Annotated in this window: 15 protein-coding genes; 14 read left to right on the top strand and 1 reads right to left on the bottom strand. The window is 70.6% G+C overall.

The features are described from left to right. Nucleotides 1-52: 52 nt before the first annotated feature. The gene (gene galE / locus ACIOGX_RS04560) at nt 53-1036 is read right to left on the bottom strand and encodes a UDP-glucose 4-epimerase GalE (RefSeq protein ID WP_401910232.1); all 984 of its coding nucleotides are present in this window, start codon (nt 1034-1036) and stop codon (nt 53-55) included. Nucleotides 1037-1376: 340 nt separating this feature from the next. Between galE and ACIOGX_RS04555 the strand changes: the two genes are divergently transcribed. From ACIOGX_RS04555 to hpnH, 14 genes are all read left to right on the top strand, one after another. Continuing rightward, nucleotides 1377-3284: a DUF5941 domain-containing protein gene (locus ACIOGX_RS04555; protein WP_401910552.1), complete on the top strand. Its 1908-nt coding sequence runs from the start codon at nt 1377-1379 to the stop codon at nt 3282-3284. Then, nucleotides 3281-4030, top strand: coding sequence for a sugar phosphate nucleotidyltransferase (locus ACIOGX_RS04550; RefSeq protein WP_129772359.1), 750 nt, complete (start codon nt 3281-3283; stop codon nt 4028-4030). The genes ACIOGX_RS04555 and ACIOGX_RS04550 overlap by 4 nt, the downstream gene beginning before the upstream one ends. Next, the gene (locus tag ACIOGX_RS04545) at nt 4018-5079 is read left to right on the top strand and encodes an iron-containing alcohol dehydrogenase family protein (protein WP_129772358.1); all 1062 of its coding nucleotides are present in this window, start codon (nt 4018-4020) and stop codon (nt 5077-5079) included. Before ACIOGX_RS04550 ends, ACIOGX_RS04545 begins: the two co-directional genes overlap by 13 nt. After that, nucleotides 5057-5836 carry a CDP-alcohol phosphatidyltransferase family protein gene (locus tag ACIOGX_RS04540; protein WP_356510823.1) on the top strand — a complete coding sequence of 260 codons (780 nt, stop codon included), beginning with the start codon at nt 5057-5059 and terminating at the stop codon, nt 5834-5836. Before ACIOGX_RS04545 ends, ACIOGX_RS04540 begins: the two co-directional genes overlap by 23 nt. Nucleotides 5837-5841: 5 nt before the next feature. Further along, a complete protein-coding gene (locus ACIOGX_RS04535) occupies nt 5842-6714 on the top strand; it encodes a glycosyltransferase family 2 protein (RefSeq protein ID WP_401760229.1) in 873 nt (290 codons plus the stop codon). A gap of 117 nt (nt 6715-6831) precedes the next feature. Further along, nucleotides 6832-7761 (top strand): ABC transporter permease, encoded by a 930-nt coding sequence (locus ACIOGX_RS04530; RefSeq protein ID WP_356510821.1) that lies wholly within the window; start codon nt 6832-6834, stop codon nt 7759-7761. Further along, on the top strand, nt 7754-8539 hold the full coding sequence (locus ACIOGX_RS04525; RefSeq protein WP_030355206.1) for an ABC transporter ATP-binding protein: 786 nt from the start codon (nt 7754-7756) through the stop codon (nt 8537-8539). Before ACIOGX_RS04530 ends, ACIOGX_RS04525 begins: the two co-directional genes overlap by 8 nt. A gap of 382 nt (nt 8540-8921) precedes the next feature. After that, the gene (hpnC, locus tag ACIOGX_RS04520) at nt 8922-9842 is read left to right on the top strand and encodes a squalene synthase HpnC (protein WP_401910227.1); all 921 of its coding nucleotides are present in this window, start codon (nt 8922-8924) and stop codon (nt 9840-9842) included. Nucleotides 9843-9850: 8 nt separating this feature from the next. Next, nucleotides 9851-10789 (top strand): presqualene diphosphate synthase HpnD, encoded by a 939-nt coding sequence (hpnD, locus tag ACIOGX_RS04515; protein WP_356510817.1) that lies wholly within the window; start codon nt 9851-9853, stop codon nt 10787-10789. A gap of 166 nt (nt 10790-10955) precedes the next feature. Continuing rightward, nucleotides 10956-12341: a hydroxysqualene dehydroxylase HpnE gene (gene hpnE / locus ACIOGX_RS04510; protein ID WP_401910225.1), complete on the top strand. Its 1386-nt coding sequence runs from the start codon at nt 10956-10958 to the stop codon at nt 12339-12341. A 53-nt stretch (nt 12342-12394) separates the two neighbouring features. Continuing rightward, nucleotides 12395-13453: a polyprenyl synthetase family protein gene (locus ACIOGX_RS04505; RefSeq protein ID WP_356511124.1), complete on the top strand. Its 1059-nt coding sequence runs from the start codon at nt 12395-12397 to the stop codon at nt 13451-13453. Between the two features lie 133 nt (nt 13454-13586). After that, a complete protein-coding gene (gene shc, locus ACIOGX_RS04500; RefSeq protein WP_401910222.1) occupies nt 13587-15599 on the top strand; it encodes a squalene--hopene cyclase in 2013 nt (670 codons plus the stop codon). After that, nucleotides 15599-16288 (top strand): 1-hydroxy-2-methyl-2-butenyl 4-diphosphate reductase, encoded by a 690-nt coding sequence (locus ACIOGX_RS04495; protein ID WP_356510811.1) that lies wholly within the window; start codon nt 15599-15601, stop codon nt 16286-16288. Before shc ends, ACIOGX_RS04495 begins: the two co-directional genes overlap by 1 nt. 5 nt (nt 16289-16293) lie before the next feature. Continuing rightward, the gene (hpnH, locus tag ACIOGX_RS04490) at nt 16294-17313 is read left to right on the top strand and encodes an adenosyl-hopene transferase HpnH (RefSeq protein WP_129772349.1); all 1020 of its coding nucleotides are present in this window, start codon (nt 16294-16296) and stop codon (nt 17311-17313) included. The last annotated feature ends 86 nt before the right edge of the window (nt 17314-17399 follow it).

The raw sequence follows: 17399 nt of genomic DNA, 5'->3' as shown, positions 1-17399 counted from the left end.
TTGTCATATGCTCTGACCTGCGGAAATGACCGCAGGTCAGAGCGCGGAACGGTCACCCGACCGGGGCTGCGGGATGGTGCAGCCGCCAGCCCTCCCAGGCCGACTCGACCATCTCGCGGACACCGCGGCTCGCCGTCCAGCCCAGCTCCTCGGCGATCAGCCCGACCGCCGCGACGGCCCGCGCCGCGTCGCCGGGACGGCGCGCCTCGGTCACCGGCTCCGTACGGTCGCCGGTGACGTCCGCCACCAGATCGGCCAGTTCCCGGACCGAGACTCCCTCGCCGCGGCCGATGTTCACCGTGAGATCCCGGGGGCCCTCCTGGGAGGCCAGCCACCGGGCCGCCGCGAGATGCGCCTCGGCGAGATCGGCGACATGGATGTAGTCCCGGACGCAGGTGCCGTCCGGTGTCGGATAGTCCGTGCCGAAGATCCGCGGCGCCTCGCCCCGGCTGATCCGGTCGAAGAACATCGGGATGATGTTGAACACTCCGGTGTCCGCGAGCTCGGGCCGTGCGGCGCCCGCCACATTGAAGTAGCGCAGACAGCCGGTGGCGATGGAATGCGCCCGCCCGGTCGCCCGTACCAGCCACTCACCCGCGAGCTTGGTCTCCCCGTACGGATTGATCGGCACGGCGGGCGTCCGCTCCGTGATCAACTCCACATCCGGCACGCCGTACACCGCCGCCGAGGAGGAGAAGAGGAACCGCCGCACCCGCGCCGCCACCACGGCCTCCAGCAGCACCGTGAGCCCGTGCAGATTCTCCCGGTAGTACGTCAGCGGCCGCTCGACGGACTCCCCGACCTGCTTCTTCGCCGCCAGATGCACGACTCCGGTGATCGCGTGCTCCGTGAGCGTACGGTCGACGAGCCCCCGGTCCAGCACGGAGCCCCGCACGAGCGGGACCTGGGCGGGCAGCCGGTCGGCGACACCGGTCGACAGATCGTCGAGCACGACCACCCGCTCACCCGCCGCGGCCATGGACCGCGCCACGTGCGCCCCGATATAACCCGCCCCACCTGTGATCAGCCACGTCATGCCGTCACCCTAAGGGCTGTCCCGTCCTCCCCTGCGGGCGCCCGACCGCCCTGGACGAGGAGGTCCGGAGTCCCGTCCGCGCACGGTCCGCACGCCCCGATCAGGTCGTGTTCACGTCATGTCCCCGCCCCCGGCACCCGCGGTTTGTCGGGCGGGCCGTCGATCGACGATGATGATCTCCACGCGGGCTGTACCCGGCCCAGATCATGGCGTCCGGGGCGTAAACGGTCGGTGAACTAGGTCTTCCGTTCATCCGATAGCCTCTGCCGACGTGCCGCAGCCCGAATCCCGGGGCGTTCGCCGCGCACCCAGCCCTGTCAGCGCCAAGGAGTGAGTTCGTCTGTCGACCGCCATCCTCACCGGTCCCCCGGTACCCGGATCGTCGCTCGAGGGCGATCTGCGGTCGCTGGGTTTCGACGTACGTACCGCGCCGGGCGCGGAAGAGGTCCGGGGCCTGCTGGCCGCCGCCCCCGCGACCGAGCGTGTCGCCCTGGTCGACTCCCGTTTCGTCGGCCATGTCCACGCCCTGCGGCTGGCCCTGACCGACCCCCGCTTCCCGGCCGCCGCCGTGCCCGGCGCGCTCACCGCCCAGCCCGGGGCCCGTGCCGCGCTGCTGCGCGCCCTGACGTCCCTGGACGGGGACGACGACGGGGACGGGGACGGCCCCCAGCCGCTCGGCGGCACGGCGGAAGCCCAGCGGACGGCCGCCACCGCGGTGGCTCCGTGTGAACCGCTCGCCGACCGGGCCGCCACCGCGCTCGACGCCGAGGGCACCACCGTCACCCGCCCCGGACTCGGCTCGCTCGTCGCCGCCGTACCGGCCGACGCCGCCGCCCGGGAACGGGCCGAGGCCGCCGTCGCCGCCGTGGACGACGAGGCCGTACGGCTGCGCTCCGCCGTGAAGGCCCGCGACGGCTTCTTCACCACGTTCTGCATCAGCCCGTACTCCCGCTATCTCGCCCGCTGGTGCGCCCGCCGCGGCCTGACCCCCAACCAGGTCACCACGGCGTCGCTGGTCACCGCGCTGATCGCGGCGGCCTGCGCGGCCACCGGCACCCGCGGCGGCTATGTCGCCGCCGGCGTGCTGCTGATCTTCTCCTTCGTCCTGGACTGCACCGACGGACAGCTCGCCCGTTACTCGCTCCAGTACTCCACGATGGGCGCCTGGCTGGACGCGACGTTCGACCGCGCCAAGGAGTACGCCTACTACGCGGGCCTGGCGCTCGGTGCCGCGCGGGGCGGCGACGACGTATGGGCACTCGCCCTCGGCGCGATGGTCCTCCAGACCTGCCGCCATGTCGTCGACTTCTCGTTCAACGAGGCGAACGTCGACGCGACGGCCGCGAGCAGCGGGGGCAAGGCCGTCGTGGGCACCCCCACCGCCGCCCTGTCCAGCAGGCTCGACAGCGTCGGCTGGACGGTGTGGGTGCGCCGGATGATCGTGCTCCCCATCGGCGAGCGCTGGGCGATGATCGCCGTCCTGACAGCCGTCACCACGCCCCGGATCGTCTTCTACGCGCTGCTCGTCGGCTGCGCCTTCGCCGCCTGCTACACCACGGCCGGCCGTGTCCTGCGCTCGGTGACCCGCAGGGCCACCCGTACCGACCGGGCCGCCCAGGCCCTCGCGGACCTCGCCGACTCGGGACCGCTCGCCGAACTCGTCGCACGGGCGCTGCGGCGCCCGGCCCGCGCGCTGCCCGGTGTGCTGCCGTTCCTGATCGCGCTGGCCGGTGGCGTCGTGGTCGTGGCCACGGCGGCCTTCGCGCCGCTGAAGGACCCCTCCGACAGCCCGGTGCTCATCCTCGGTGCCCTGGTGTACGTCCTGACCGCGGGTCTCGCCGTCGCCCGCCGGATGGGCGGCGCCCTCGACTGGCTCATCCCGCCGGTCTTCCGGGCGGCCGAGTACACCACCGTCCTGGTGTTCGCCGCCCGCGCCGATGTGCCCGGAGCGCTGCCCGCGGCCTTCGGGCTGGTCGCGGCGGTCGCCTACCATCACTACGACACGGTGTACCGCATCCGCGGCGGCGCCGGCGCCCCGCCCCGCCGCCTCGTGCGGGCACTCGGCGGGCACGAGGGCCGCACCCTGCTGGTCACCCTCGCCGCCGCCTTCTCCACGCGCGCGTTCGACTTCCCGCTGGAACTGACGGTGCTCGCCGCCGCCGTGGCGCTGGTCGCGCTCACGGAGTCCATCCGGTTCTGGATGTCCTCCGGAGCCCCCGCCGTACATGACGAAGGAGAAGCCGCATGATCGGCCTCGTACTCGCCGCCGGTGCCGGAAGGCGTCTGCGCCCCTACACCGACACGCTGCCGAAGGCCCTCGTGCCGGTGGACCCGGCGGGGGAGGGGACCACCACGGTCCTCGACCTGACGCTCGGCAACTTCGCCGAGGTCGGCCTCACCGAGGCCGCGATCGTCGTCGGCTACCGCAAGGAGGCCGTGTACGAGCGCAAGGCCGCCCTGGAGAGGACGTACGGGCTGAAGCTCACGCTCGTCGACAACGACAAGGCCGAGGAGTGGAACAACGCCTACTCCCTCTGGTGCGCCCGCGATGTGCTGGCACAGGGAGTGATCCTCGCCAACGGCGACACCGTGCACCCGGTCTCCGTCGAGAAGACCCTCCTCGCGGCCCGCGGCGGGGACCGCAGGATCATCCTCGCCCTCGACACCGTCAAGCGGCTGGCCGACGAGGAGATGAAGGTCATCACGGACGGCGCCAAGGGCGTGCGCCGGATCACCAAGCTGATGGACCCGGCCACCGCCACCGGCGAGTACATCGGGGTCACACTGATCGAGCCCGAGGCCGCCGCGGACCTCGCCGACGCCCTCAGGACCACCTTCGAGCGCGACCCCGACCTCTACTACGAGGACGGCTACCAGGAGCTGGTGAACCGGGGCTTCACCCTCGACGTGGCGCCCATCGGCGACATCCCCTGGGTCGAGATCGACAACCACGACGACCTGGCGAAGGGCCGTGAGATCGCGTGCCAGTACTGACCCGGCTCATCCCGTCCCCGGTCGTCGTGGACATCAGGCCCGGCGCCCTGGACGATCTCGCCGGCCTCCTGGCCGACCAGCGGATCTCCAGCGCGGGCCGGCTCGCCCTGGCCATAAGCGGCGGCTCGGGACAGCTGCTGCGCGAGCGGCTCGCACCGGACCTGCCGGGCGCGGACTGGTTCTCCGTCGAGGACGGCACGATCGACTCGGCGGTCAGGCTCGCGGACGGCATCAAGGGCAAGCGGTACGACGCCGTGGTGGGCGTCGGCGGCGGCAAGATCATCGATGTGACGAAGTACGCGGCGGCCCGGGTGGGCCTGCCGATGGTGGCCGTCGCCACCAACCTCTCGCACGACGGCCTGTGTTCACCGGTCGCGACGCTCGACAACGACAACGGCCGCGGCTCGTACGGCGTCCCCACCCCCATCGCCGTCGTCATCGACCTCGACGTGATCAGGGACGCGCCGGTCCGCTTCGTCCGGTCCGGCATCGGCGACGCCGTCTCGAACCTCTCGGCCATCGCGGACTGGGAGCTGTCGCACCGTACCAACGGCGAGCCGGTGGACGGACTGGCCGCCGCGATGGCCCGTACGGCGGGTGAGGCCGTGCTGCGCCACCCCGGCGGGGCCGGCGACGACGAGTTCCTGACCGTCCTGGCGGAGGCGCTGGTACTCACCGGTATCGCCATGTCGATCAGCGGGGACACCCGTCCCTCGTCCGGCGCCTGTCACGAGATCAGCCACGCCTTCGACCTGCTCTACCCCAAGCGCGCCGCGCTCCACGGCGAACAGGTCGGCATCGGCGCCGCCTTCGCCATGCATCTGCGCGGCGCGCACGAGGAGTCACATCTGTTCACCGAGGTGCTGCACCGGCACGGGCTGCCCGTGCTGCCCGAGGAGATCGGCTTCACCGTGGAGGAGTTCGTGCGGGCCGTCGCCTACGCGCCGCAGACCCGTCCGGGCCGCTTCACCATCCTCGAACACCTCGACCTGTCCACCGACCAGATCAGGGACGCGTACGCCGACTATGCCAAGACCATCAGTAGCTGAACTCCGCCCGGTCGTACACCCGGCGGGTGTCAAGGACCGGCGCAGCGGTGAGCACTGGGCCGGGCGCCTGTACATGCGGGAGATCTCGCTGCGCGTCGACCGGTACCTGGTGAACACCCGCGTCACGCCCAACCAGCTGACGTACGTGATGACCGTCGCCGGTGCCCTCGCGGCCCCCGCCCTGCTGGTGCCGGGTATCACGGGCGCGGTGCTCGGCGTGCTGGCGGTCCAGCTCTATCTGCTGCTGGACTGCGTCGACGGTGAGATCGCCCGCTGGAAGAAGCAGTACTCGATGACCGGGGTGTATCTGGACCGGGTCGCCGCCTATCTGTGCGACGCCGCCGTGCTGCTCGGCTTCGGGCTGCGCGGCGCCGACCTGTGGGGCACCGGACGGATCGACTGGCTGTGGGCCTTCCTCGGTACGCTCGCCGCCCTCGGCGCCATCATGGTCAAGGCCGAGACCGACCTGGTCGGCGTCGCCCGTCATCAGCAGGGGCTGGCCCCGGTCAAGGAGGCGGCCTCCGAGCCGCGCTCGTCCGGTATGGCGCTGGCCCGCAGGGCCGCCGGGGCGCTGAAGTTCCACCGGCTCATCCTCGGCATCGAGGCGTCCCTGCTGATCCTTCTCCTGGCGATCCTGGACTCGGTCAGGGGCGATCTGTTCTTCAGCCGCCTCGGGATCGCGGTCCTGGCCGGGATCGCCGTCGTCCAGACCGTGCTGCACCTGGTCTCCATCCTGGCGTCCAGCAGGCTGAGGTGAGCGACATGCGGCTCGGCGCGGTGATCATCACGATGGGTGACCGCCCCGGCGAACTGCGTGCGCTGATCGACTCCGTCCTCCGCCAGAACGGCGACCCGGTCGAGATCGTCGTGGTCGGGAACGGCGCCCCCGTGGGCGCCGTCCCCGACGGCGTACGGACGGTCGAGCTGCCCAAGAACCTCGGTATCCCCGGCGGCCGCAATGTCGGGATCGAGGCGTTCGGGGCCGCCGGCTCCGACGTGGACGCCCTGCTCTTCCTGGACGACGACGGTCTGCTGCCCCACACCGACACCGCGGAGCTGATCCGCGGGGCCTTCGCGGCCGATCCCGTGCTCGGGATCGTCAGCTTCCGGATCACCGACCCGGAGACCGGTCTCACCCAGCGCCGCCACGTCCCGCGGCTGCGCGCCTCGGACCCGCTGCGGTCCTCCCGGGTGACGACCTTCCTCGGCGGTGCCAGTGCGGTGCGCACGAAGGTCCTCGCCGAGGTCGGCGCGCTGCCCGGCGGTTTCTTCTACGCCCACGAGGAGACCGATCTCGCCTGGCGGGCGCTCGACGCGGGCTGGATGATCGACTACCGCGCCGACATGGTGCTGAACCACCCGACCATGCCGCCGTCCCGGCACGCGGTCTACCACCGCATGGTGGCCCGCAACCGGGTCTGGCTGGCCCGTCGCAATCTGCCGGCCGTCGTCGTCCCGCTCTACCTGGGAGTATGGGTGCTGCTCACCCTGGTCCGGCGCCCTTCCCTGACCGCGCTGAAAGCGTGGTTCGGCGGGTTCCGGGAGGGCTGGGCGACCCCGTGCGGGCCGCGCCGTCCGATGAAGTGGCGTACGGTATGGCGGCTGACCCGGCTGGGCCGACCGCCTGTCATCTGACAAGCTCGGTTCTGAGAGCATCGGACAAGAGGCCGCCTGCCTCTTGCCCCCCGGGGCCGGGCCCGTCCGCGCCCGCGCCCGACCGGCTGCGCATCTTGAACACGAAAGTTTCAACTTGTGAGTGACACAACCCAAGAGGGTGCGATCGCTGTGAGCGCCCCCCCGTCGCCCGACGACGGTCTGTCCGCGGCGGATCTCGCCGCCAAGTACGGTCTGTCGGTGAGCGGTGCCCGGCCAGGGCTGCGCGACTACATCCGGCAGCTGTGGGGCCGGCGTCATTTCATCCTGGCCTTCTCCCAGGCGAAGCTCACGGCCCAGTACAGCCAGGCGAAGCTGGGCCAGCTCTGGCAGGTGGCGACCCCCCTGCTGAACGCCCTTGTCTACTACTTGATCTTCGGCCTCATCCTCGGGACCAAGAAGGACATCCCCCAGGATGTCTTCGTGCCCTTCCTGGTCACCGGGGTCTTCGTCTTCACCTTCACCCAGAGCTCCGTGATGGCCGGTGTCCGTGCCATCTCCGGCAATCTGGGGCTCGTCCGGGCCCTGCACTTCCCCCGGGCCTCGCTGCCGGTCTCCTTCTCCCTCCAGCAGCTCCAGCAGCTCCTCTTCTCGATGATCGTGCTGGTCGTCGTCGCGGTGGCCTTCGGCAGCTACCCGACCCTGAGCTGGCTGCTGGTCGTGCCCGCGCTGGCGCTCCAGTTCGTCTTCAACACCGGGCTCGCGCTGATCATGGCGAGGCTGGGCAGCAAGACCCCCGACCTCGCCCAGCTGATGCCGTTCGTGATGCGCACCTGGATGTACGCCTCGGGCGTGATGTTCTCGATCCCGGTGATGCTCGAGGACAAGCCCGCCTGGATCGCCGACGTACTCCAGTACAACCCGGCCGCGGTCTACATGGACCTGGTCAGGTTCGCGCTGATCGACGGCTACGGTTCGTCGAACCTGCCCGCGCACGTGTGGCTGGTCGCGCTGGTGTGGTCCGTGGTCCTGGGCGTCGTCGGCTTCGTCTACTTCTGGAAGGCTGAGGAGCGCTACGGCCGTGGCTGAGGACAACACGCAGGGGCGTATCCCCACGGTCATCGCCGACGACGTGCACATCGTGTACCGCGTCAACGGCGGTGGCGGCGGCAAGGGCAGCGCCACCGCCGCGCTCAGCCGCATACTCCGCCGCGACAAGGGGGAGTCGCGGGGCGTTCGCAAGGTCCATGCCGTCCGGGGGGTCACGTTCACCGCGTACCGGGGCGAGGCGATCGGGCTGATCGGCACCAACGGTTCCGGCAAGTCGACCCTGCTGCGCGCGATCGCCGGTCTGCTGCCGGCCGAGAGCGGCAAGGTCTACACCGACGGCCAGCCGTCGCTGCTGGGGGTCAACGCGGCTCTGATGAACGATCTGACCGGTGAGCGCAATGTCATCCTCGGCGGTCTCGCCATGGGGATGACCCGCGAGCAGATCCGGGAGCGCTACCAGGGCATCGTCGACTTCTCCGGCATCAACGAGAAGGGCGATTTCATCACCCTCCCCATGCGGACCTACTCCTCCGGCATGGCCGCCAGGCTCCGGTTCTCCATCGCCGCCGCCAAGGACCACGACGTCCTGATGATCGACGAGGCGCTGGCCACCGGCGACCGCAAGTTCCAGATCCGCTCCGAGCAGCGGATCCGCGAGCTGCGCAAGGAGGCGGGTACGGTCTTCCTGGTCAGCCACAGCAACAAGTCGATCAGGGACACCTGCGACCGGGTGCTCTGGCTGGAGAAGGGTGAGCTCCTGATGGACGGTCCGACCGACGAGGTCATCAAGGCGTACGAGAAGGAGACCGGCAAGTAGACCGGTCTTCCATGATCGAACGGGCCCCCGCCGGATCGTCCCGGCGGGGGCCTTCTGGTGGGTCAAACGTCAAGGACCGGTCAAGTCCGTTTGGCTGGGGGATGGTTGGCGTGTATTGCGGCGTTCTTGTATGCGCGCCACACCCCGGCGTGTTCCTCTTAGCTGTAGAACGTAAGCTGTGCTGGGCTGATGCGCGGCAAATGGCGGTCATTCCCGCGGAGCGCCCGGCCCGGCCTGGCACCCTTCTGTACTCGGTGGAGTGGGCGGCGTGTCCGAAATGGGATGTATTAGGTCGGCAGTGTAGAACGGAAGATGTGACGGCAATGACGGAAAATCTCCAGCTCCGCGAGGATTCCGCCGTCCCCGTACTGGGCAGCACGCGATGACGGGCCCCCCAGAGGTACGCTCCGACGCCTCCTCGCGCACCACCCTGGACAAGGCCGCGGACGAGAACTTTCCCGTGGCCCCGTTCTTTCTGCCGCGCGCGTGGCGGGACGATCTGATGGCCGTGTACGGCTTCGCCCGGCTCGTCGACGACATCGGTGACGGCGATCTCGCCCCCGGCGGCGGCGACGCCCGTCACCTGGGCGTCGCCGCCGCCCAGGCCGATGACCGGCTGGTCATGCTCGACGCCTTCGAGGCCGATCTGCGGCGCGTCTTCGACCCGCAGGGCCCGGCCCCGGCGCATCCGCTGCTGCACGCCCTCGCCCCGACCGTACGGCGCCGTTCACTCACCCCCGAACCGTTCCTCGGACTCATCGCGGCCAACCGCCAGGACCAGTTGGTACGCCGCTACGAGACCTACGACGACCTGCTCGCCTACTGCGAGCTGTCCGCCAACCCGGTCGGCCGTCTCGTCCTCCAGATCACCGGCACCGCGAGCCCCGAGCGTGTCCGCCGCTCCGACGCCGTCTGCACGGCGCTGCAGATCGTCGAACATCTCCAGGACGTCACCGAGGACCTCGGCAACGACCGTGTCTATCTGCCCGCCCAGGACATGAAGAGGTTTCATGTCACGGAGGCGGATCTGGCCGCGGGCACCGCGAACGCGTCGGTGCGCGCGCTGGTGGCCTTCGAGGCCGAACGTGCCGGGCAGCTGCTGAACGAGGGCGCCCCCCTGGTGGGCAGCGTCCACGGCCGGCTCCGGCTGCTGCTCGCCGGATTCGTCGCCGGAGGGCGTGCCGCCCTCGCTTCGATCGCGGCCGCCGGGCACGATGTGCTCCCCGGACCGCCCAAACCCACCAAGCCGCGTCTGCTGCGCGAAGTGGGAGCTGTCCTGCGAAGTGCGCACAGAAAGGGGTGAGCCGGAACATGGAGGGACAGACGCCCATGTCCGCGCCGGTACTGGCGGCCTACAGCTACTGCGAGGCCGTCACCGGGCAGCAGGCCCGTAATTTCGCCTATGGCATCAGGCTGCTGCCTGCCGAGAAGCGGCAGGCCATGTCCGCGCTGTACGCCCTCTCCCGGCGGGTGGACGACATCGGCGACGGCACACTCGCCCCGGAAGCCAAGCTGGCACGCCTCGACGACACCCGTGCCCTCCTGGACCGGGTCAGGAAGGGCGCGGTGGACGAGGACGACACCGACCCCGTCGCCGTCGCCCTCACCGACGCGGCGCGCCGCTTCCCGATCCCGCTCGGCGGCCTCGACGAGCTGATCGACGGCGTGCTGATGGACGTACGCGGCGACACGTACGAGACCTGGGACGACCTGAAGGCCTACTGCCGGTGTGTCGCGGGCGCCATCGGGCGGGTGTCGCTCGGCGTGTTCGGCACCACCCCCGGCGCGCCCGGCGCCGAGCGCGCCGCGGAGTACGCCGACACACTGGGACTCGCCCTCCAGCTGACCAACATCCTGCGCGACGTGCGGGAGGACGCGGGCAACGGCCGTACGTACCTGCCCTCCGACGACCTCGCCAAGTTCGGCTGCTCCGCGGGCTTCCACAGCGCGGCCCCGGCCGCGGGGGCCGACTTCGCGGGACTGGTGCACTTCGAGGTGCGCCGCGCCCGCGCGCTCTTCGCCGAGGGGCTGCGCCTGCTGCCCATGCTCGACCGGCGCAGCGGAGCCTGCGTCGCCGCCATGGCCGGTATCTACCGCAGGCTGCTCGACCGCATCGAACGCGACCCCGAGGCCGTGCTGCGCGGCCGGGTCTCGCTGCCGGGACATGAGAAGGCGTATGTCGCCGTGCGCGGGCTCTCGGGGCTCGACGCGCGCCAGATCTCCCGGCAGACCATCAGGAGGCGTGGCTGATGCGGCTTTCCGCCCGATTCGGCCCGATCTCCATGCTCCGCGGAATCCACCGGAACACATACGCGCACCAGCGGTTCGCAACCTCGAGTCGATGTGACACGTCCCTGACCGTGACAGAACCGGCGGTTCTGGCGAAACGTCACGGACAGACCCCAGGAGGGCATGAATGACGACGGCCGAGGGCACGTCCCGCCACGCGGTCGTGGTCGGCGCGGGACTCGCCGGCATCACGGCCGCCCTTCAGCTCGCCGACGCCGGTGTGCGGGTGACGCTCGTCGAGGGGCGGCCCCGGCTCGGCGGGCTCGCGTTCTCCTTCCAGCGCGGTGACCTCACGGTCGACAACGGCCAGCATGTGTATCTGCGCTGCTGCAGGGCGTACCGCTGGTTCCTGGACCGGGTGGACGGCGCCGCGCTCGCGCCGCTCCAGGACCGGCTGGACGTACCCGTACTCGACGTCGCCCCGGCAGGCGGGCCCAGGCTGGGACGGATCCGCCGCAACGGGCTGCCCGTACCGCTGCACCTGGCCGCCGGGCTCGCCACGTATCCGCATCTCTCGCTCGCCGAGCGCGCCTCCGTCGGGCGTGCCGCGCTCGCGCTGAAGCGGCTGGATCCCGCCGATCCGGCGCTGGACGGCATCGACTTCGCCACCTGGCTCGGCCGGCACGGCCAGTCGAAGCGCACCATCGAGGCCCTCTGGGACCTGGTGGGCGTGGCGACCCTCAACGCCACCGCGCCGCACGCGTCCATGGGGCTCGCCGCGATGGTCTTCAAGACCGGACTGCTCTCCGAGCCCGGCGCCGCCGACATCGGCTGGGCGCGGGTCCCGCTCGGTGAACTGCACGACACACTGGCCCGCAAGGCACTCGACTCCGCGGGGGTACGGACCGAGACCCGTACCCGTGTCAGCTCCGTCTCCCGTGCGGAGAACGGCGGTTGGCATGTCGACATGGACGGGGAGCGGCTCGACGCGGACGCCGTCGTCCTCGCCGTGCCCCAGCGCGAGGCCCACGCGCTGCTGCCCGGGGGCGCGCTCGCGGACCCCGACCGGCTGCTCGATATCGGCACCGCGCCGATCCTCAACCTCCATGTCGTGTATAGTCGCAAGGTGCTGCGCCGGCCATTCTTCGCCGCGCTCGGCAGCCCGGTCCAGTGGGTCTTCGACCGAACCGACGCCTCCGGACTGACGGACGGCCAGTATCTGGCCGTGTCGCAGTCAGCCGCCCAGGACGAGATCGACACGCCCGTGTCGGAGTTGCGCGCACGCTATCTGCCCGAACTGGAACGACTCCTCCCGGCCGCTCGGGGTGCCGAGGTGCGGGACTTCTTCGTGACACGCGAGCGCACCGCGACCTTCGCGCCCGCGCCGGGTGTGGGAAGGCTGCGGCCGACGGCCCACACCCGCGCCCCCCGTCTCTTCCTGGCCGGCGCATGGACCGCCACCGGTTGGCCCGCGACCATGGAGGGGGCGGTGCGCAGCGGCTTCAGCGCCGCGGGCGCGGCCCTCTCCGAACTGGGGCACCGCCATGAACACCCCTTGCGGGAGGCGGCATGAGCCCGAGTACCGCACCAACGAGTACTGGAACAAGAGGAGAGACCGTGCCGACTGTGCCCCCGGCGAATCCGGCTGTCGACACCGCGGACGTCCACGCGCTGCTGGAGCGTGGGCGGAGCCTGTCAACGCCCGTGCTGCGCGCCGCCGTTGAGCGGCTCGCCGCGCCCATGGACACCGTCGCGGCCTACCACTTCGGCTGGATCGACGCCGAGGGGCGGCCCGCCGCGGGAGACGGCGGCAAGGCGGTGCGTCCGGCGCTCGCGCTGCTCTCCGCGGAGGCCGCCGGCGCCCCCGCCGAGATGGGCGTCCCCGGCGCGGTCGCGGTGGAGCTGGTCCACAACTTCTCGCTGCTGCACGACGATCTGATGGACGGCGACGAGCAGCGCCGCCACCGCGACACCGTCTGGAAGATGCACGGTCCCGCCCAGGCGATCCTCGTCGGCGACGCTCTCTTCGCGCTCGCCAACGAGGTGCTGCTGGAGATCGGCACGGTCGAGGCGGGCCGCGCGACACGCCGCCTGACCACCGCGACGCGCAAACTGATCGACGGTCAGGCGCAGGACATCTCCTACGAGCACCGCGAGCGGGTCACCGTCGAGGAGTGCCTGGAGATGGAGGGCAACAAGACCGGCGCCCTGCTCGCCTGCGCCGTCTCCATCGGCGCGGTCCTCGGCGGCGCCGACGACCGTACGGCCGACACGCTGGAGGCGTACGGGCACCATCTCGGCCTGGCCTTCCAGGCCATCGACGATCTGCTCGGCATCTGGGGCGACCCGGAGTCCACCGGCAAGCAGACCTGGAGCGACCTGCGTCAGCGCAAGAAGTCCCTGCCGGTCGTCGCCGCGCTCGCCGCGGGCGGACCGGCGTCCGAACGACTCGGCGAACTGCTCGCCGCCGACGCCAAAAGCAACGATTTCGAGACCTTCTCGGAGGAAGAGTTCGCCACCAGGGCGGCGTTGATCGAGGAGGCGGGTGGCCGGGAGTGGACCTCCCAGGAGGCCCGCAGGCAGCACGCCGTAGCCATCGAGGCCCTGGACGGAGTCGATATGCCGGAACAGGTCAGGGCGCGACTCATCGCGCTCGCGGATTTCGTCGTCGTACGAAAGAGATGATCACTATTCCCATATGCCTTCCTTCCGGGGGCTGACCTCCATACCCCCAACAGTCGCCGTCCACAGCCCGTAGGGCGCCGGACGACGGAGACCCCAGCACAGCAGAAGCACACCACTGCACGAAGGGGAAGCCATGACAGCGACGACCGACGGGAGCACCGGGGCCGTGGGACCCCGCGCAGCCTCGGCCAGCGAACCGACCGAAACCCTCACCCCCGCGGCGGGCGGTGACCTTCGGGTCGCCGCCGAGCGGGCCACCGCACGATCCGTCGAGTATCTGCTCGGCAGGCAGGACGCCCAGGGCTGGTGGAAGGGCGACCTGGCGACCAATGTGACGATGGACGCCGAGGATCTGCTGCTCCGCCAGTTCCTCGGAATCCAGGACGCGCGCACCACGGAGGCGTCGGCCCTCTTCATCCGCGGTGAGCAGCGCGCTGACGGAACGTGGGCCACCTTCCACGGAGGCCCCGCCGACCTCTCCGCCACCATCGAGGCGTATGTCGCCCTGCGGCTGGCCGGAGACAGCCCCGAAGACCCGCACATGGCGCGCGCCTCCCAGTGGGTGCGCGAACGCGGCGGCATCGCGCGCTCCCGGGTCTTCACCCGGGTGTGGCTCGCCCTCTTCGGCTGGTGGAAGTGGGACGACCTGCCCGAACTGCCGCCCGAGCTGATCTTCTTCCCCAAGTGGTTCCCGCTCAACATCTATGACTTCGGCTGCTGGGCACGGCAGACGATCGTGCCGCTCACGATCGTCTCCGCGAAGCGTCCCGTACGGCCCGCCCCGTTCCCCCTGGACGAGCTGCACTCCGACCCCGCGCGTCCCCGCCCGGACAAGTCCTTCGCGCCCATGACCAGTTGGGACGGAGTGTTCCAGCGCCTCGACAAGGCGCTGCACGCCTACCACAAGGTCGCGCCGCGCAGGCTGCGCCGTACCGCGATGAACGCCGCCGCGCGCTGGATCATCGAACGGCAGGAGAACGACGGCTGCTGGGGCGGAATCCAGCCCCCCGCCGTCTACTCCCTGATCGCGCTGCATCTGCTCGGCTACGACCTCGACCACCCGATCATGCGGGCCGGCCTGGAGTCGCTCGACCGGTTCGCCGTCCGGCGCGCGGACGGCGCCCGGATGATCGAAGCCTGTCAGTCCCCGGTCTGGGACACCTGCCTCGCCACCATCGCGCTCGCCGACGCCGGGCTGAACCCGGAGCATCCGGCCCTGGTCAGGGCGGCCGACTGGATGATCGGCGAACAGATCGTGCGCCCCGGCGACTGGTCCGTACGCCGGCCCGGACTCGCCCCGGGCGGCTGGGCGTTCGAGTTCCACAACGACAACTACCCCGACATCGACGACACCGCCGAGGTCATCCTCGCGCTGCGCCGGGTCAGACACCCGGACGCCGAGCGGCTCGACGCGGCCATCGAGCGCGGCGCCCGGTGGAATCTGGGCATGCAGTCGAGGAACGGCGCCTGGGGCGCCTTCGACGCCGACAACACCAGCCCGTTCCCCAACCGGCTGCCCTTCTGCGACTTCGGCGAGGTCATCGACCCGCCGTCCGCCGATGTCACCGCGCATGTCGTCGAGATGCTCGCCTTCGAGGGTAAGTCCCACCACCCCGGCACGCGCCGCGGCATCGAGTGGCTCCTCGCCGAACAGGAGACCAACGGCGCCTGGTTCGGCCGCTGGGGCGTCAACTACGTATACGGGACAGGGTCCGTGGTGCCCGCGCTGACCGCGGCCGGACTGCCCGCCTCCCACCCCGCGATCCGCCGCGCCGTCGCCTGGCTCCGGTCCGTGCAGAACGAGGACGGCGGCTGGGGCGAGGATCTGCGGTCGTACAACGACGAGGCGTGGATCGGACGCGGTGCCACGACCGCCTCCCAGACCGCGTGGGCGCTGCTCGCGCTCCTCGCGGCCGGCGAGCGGGAGAGCGAGGCCGTCGAACGGGGCATCGCCTGGCTCGCCGGGGCCCAGCGGGAGGACGGCTCCTGGGACGAGCCGTACTTCACCGGTACCGGCTTCCCCTGGGACTTCTCCATCAACTACCACCTCTACCGGCAGGTCTTCCCGCTCACCGCGCTCGGCCGGTATCTCCACGGCGAGCCCAAGCCGCTCGCGGTCCGCGCGGGCGTCCGCAAGGGAAGCTGATGGAGCGGTCCTCCGGTCCGGCCTCGGCTCCGTCCTCCGGTCCGTCGTCGCGTCCGGCACCCGGTCCCGCCGTGCCGCTGCTGATCGCCTGTGCGCTCGGCATCGAGCGGTTCGCCCTGCGCGCGGGCCGGTCCGGCGCGGCGGGCCAGGTGAGTGTCCTGCGTACCGGCATGGGACCCAGGAACGCCGAGCGCGCTGTCGTACGGGCGCTCGGAGAGGCCCGGAACAGGGACGCGGCCGTGATCGCCTCCGGGTTCTGCGCCGGACTCGTCCCCGGGATGAACCCGGGGGATCTGATCGTCGCCGACGAGACCCGGGACCCGGACGGTTCCACGCCCTGTACGAGCACAGGACTGCTGGTGGACGCGCTGGCCAGGGCCGTGCCGGGCCATATGGTCCACACCGGCCCGCTGACCGGCTCCGGCCATGTGGTCCGAGGCCAGGAGAGGGCTCAACTGCGCGCCACGGGGGCGGTCGCGGTGGACATGGAGTCCGCGGCAACGCTCCGAAGTGCTCTGAGCGCCGGGTCCCGCCCGGTTGCGGCCGTCCGGGTGGTCGTGGACGCTCCAGAGCATGAGCTCGTCCGTATTGGCACAGTGCGCGGTGGAATATCAGCCTTCCGCGTTCTCCGTGCCGTCCTTCCGGCTTTCCACGAATGGCACCGTTCTTTGCTGCTCCCCAGGAGGTGAGCTAGATGGCCATGCCGCTCCGTCAGACCATCAGGGTCGGGACGTACCTCTTTGAACAGAAGCTCCGCAAGCGTGAGAAGTTTCCGCTCATCGTCGAGCTGGAACCCCTCTTCGCCTGCAATCTGAAATGTGAGGGCTGCGGCAAGATCCAGCACCCGGCCGGCGTCCTGAAGCAGCGTATGCCCGTTGCCCAGGCCGTCGGGGCGGTGCTGGAGTCCGGGGCGCCCATGGTCTCCATCGCCGGTGGCGAGCCGCTGATGCACCCGCAGATCGATGAGATCGTCCGGCAGCTGGTGGCGAAGAGGAAATACGTCTTCCTGTGCACCAACGCGATGCTGCTGCGCAAGAAGATCGAGAAATTCACCCCTTCGCCGTATTTCGCCTTCGCGGTGCACATCGACGGGCTGCGTGAGCGGCACGACGAGTCCGTGGCGAAGGAGGGGGTGTTCGACGAGGCCGTGGCGGCGATCAAGGAGGCCAAGCGCCGCGGTTTCCGGGTGACCACCAACTCCACCTTCTTCAACACCGACACCCCGCAGACCATCATCGAGGTGCTCAACTACCTCAATGACGATCTGAAGGTCGACGAGATGATGATCTCGCCCGCCTACGCCTACGAGAAGGCGCCCGACCAGGAGCACTTCCTGGGGGTCGAGCAGACCAGGGAGCTGTTCAGGAAGTCGTTCGCGGGCGGTAACCGGGCGCGCTGGCGTCTCAACCACTCACCGCTGTTCCTGGACTTCCTCGAGGGCAAGGCCGACTTCCCCTGCACGGCGTGGGCCATCCCCAACTACTCGCTCTTCGGCTGGCAGCGCCCCTGCTATCTGATGAGCGACGGGTATGTGCCGACGTACCGGCAGCTCATCGAGGAGACGGACTGGGACAAGTACGGCCGCGGCAAGGACGCGCGCTGTGCCAACTGCATGGCGCACTGCGGCTATGAGCCGACCGCCGTCCTCGCCACCATGGGCTCGCTCAAGGAGTCGCTGCGGGCGGTCCGTGAGACGGTCGCCGGGACGCGGTGACGACGACCCGGCAGTCCGACGGCGGGTTCCTCCGGGGACTCCCGCCGTCACCGTGAGCTGAAGAAGCATTCCGAGAGGGGGCCCGA

The sequence above is a fragment of the Streptomyces sp. NPDC088147 genome, from assembly GCF_044741565.1.
GTDB lineage: Bacteria > Actinomycetota > Actinomycetes > Streptomycetales > Streptomycetaceae > Streptomyces.
This window is presented reverse-complemented; position numbering and strand designations above follow the sequence as displayed.

Coding starts and splice junctions, on each gene's coding strand:
- hpnH (WP_129772349.1), top strand. CDS start 16,294: ATGGCCATGCCGCTCCGTCAGACCATCAGGGTCGGGACGTACCTCTTT.
- hpnE (WP_401910225.1), top strand. CDS start 10,956: ATGACGACGGCCGAGGGCACGTCCCGCCACGCGGTCGTGGTCGGCGCG.
- ACIOGX_RS04550 (WP_129772359.1), top strand. CDS start 3,281: ATGATCGGCCTCGTACTCGCCGCCGGTGCCGGAAGGCGTCTGCGCCCC.
- ACIOGX_RS04535 (WP_401760229.1), top strand. CDS start 5,842: ATGCGGCTCGGCGCGGTGATCATCACGATGGGTGACCGCCCCGGCGAA.
- hpnC (WP_401910227.1), top strand. CDS start 8,922: ATGACGGGCCCCCCAGAGGTACGCTCCGACGCCTCCTCGCGCACCACC.
- galE (WP_401910232.1), bottom strand. CDS start 1,036: ATGACGTGGCTGATCACAGGTGGGGCGGGTTATATCGGGGCGCACGTG.
- ACIOGX_RS04540 (WP_356510823.1), top strand. CDS start 5,057: ATGCCAAGACCATCAGTAGCTGAACTCCGCCCGGTCGTACACCCGGCG.
- hpnD (WP_356510817.1), top strand. CDS start 9,851: ATGGAGGGACAGACGCCCATGTCCGCGCCGGTACTGGCGGCCTACAGC.
- shc (WP_401910222.1), top strand. CDS start 13,587: ATGACAGCGACGACCGACGGGAGCACCGGGGCCGTGGGACCCCGCGCA.
- ACIOGX_RS04495 (WP_356510811.1), top strand. CDS start 15,599: ATGGAGCGGTCCTCCGGTCCGGCCTCGGCTCCGTCCTCCGGTCCGTCG.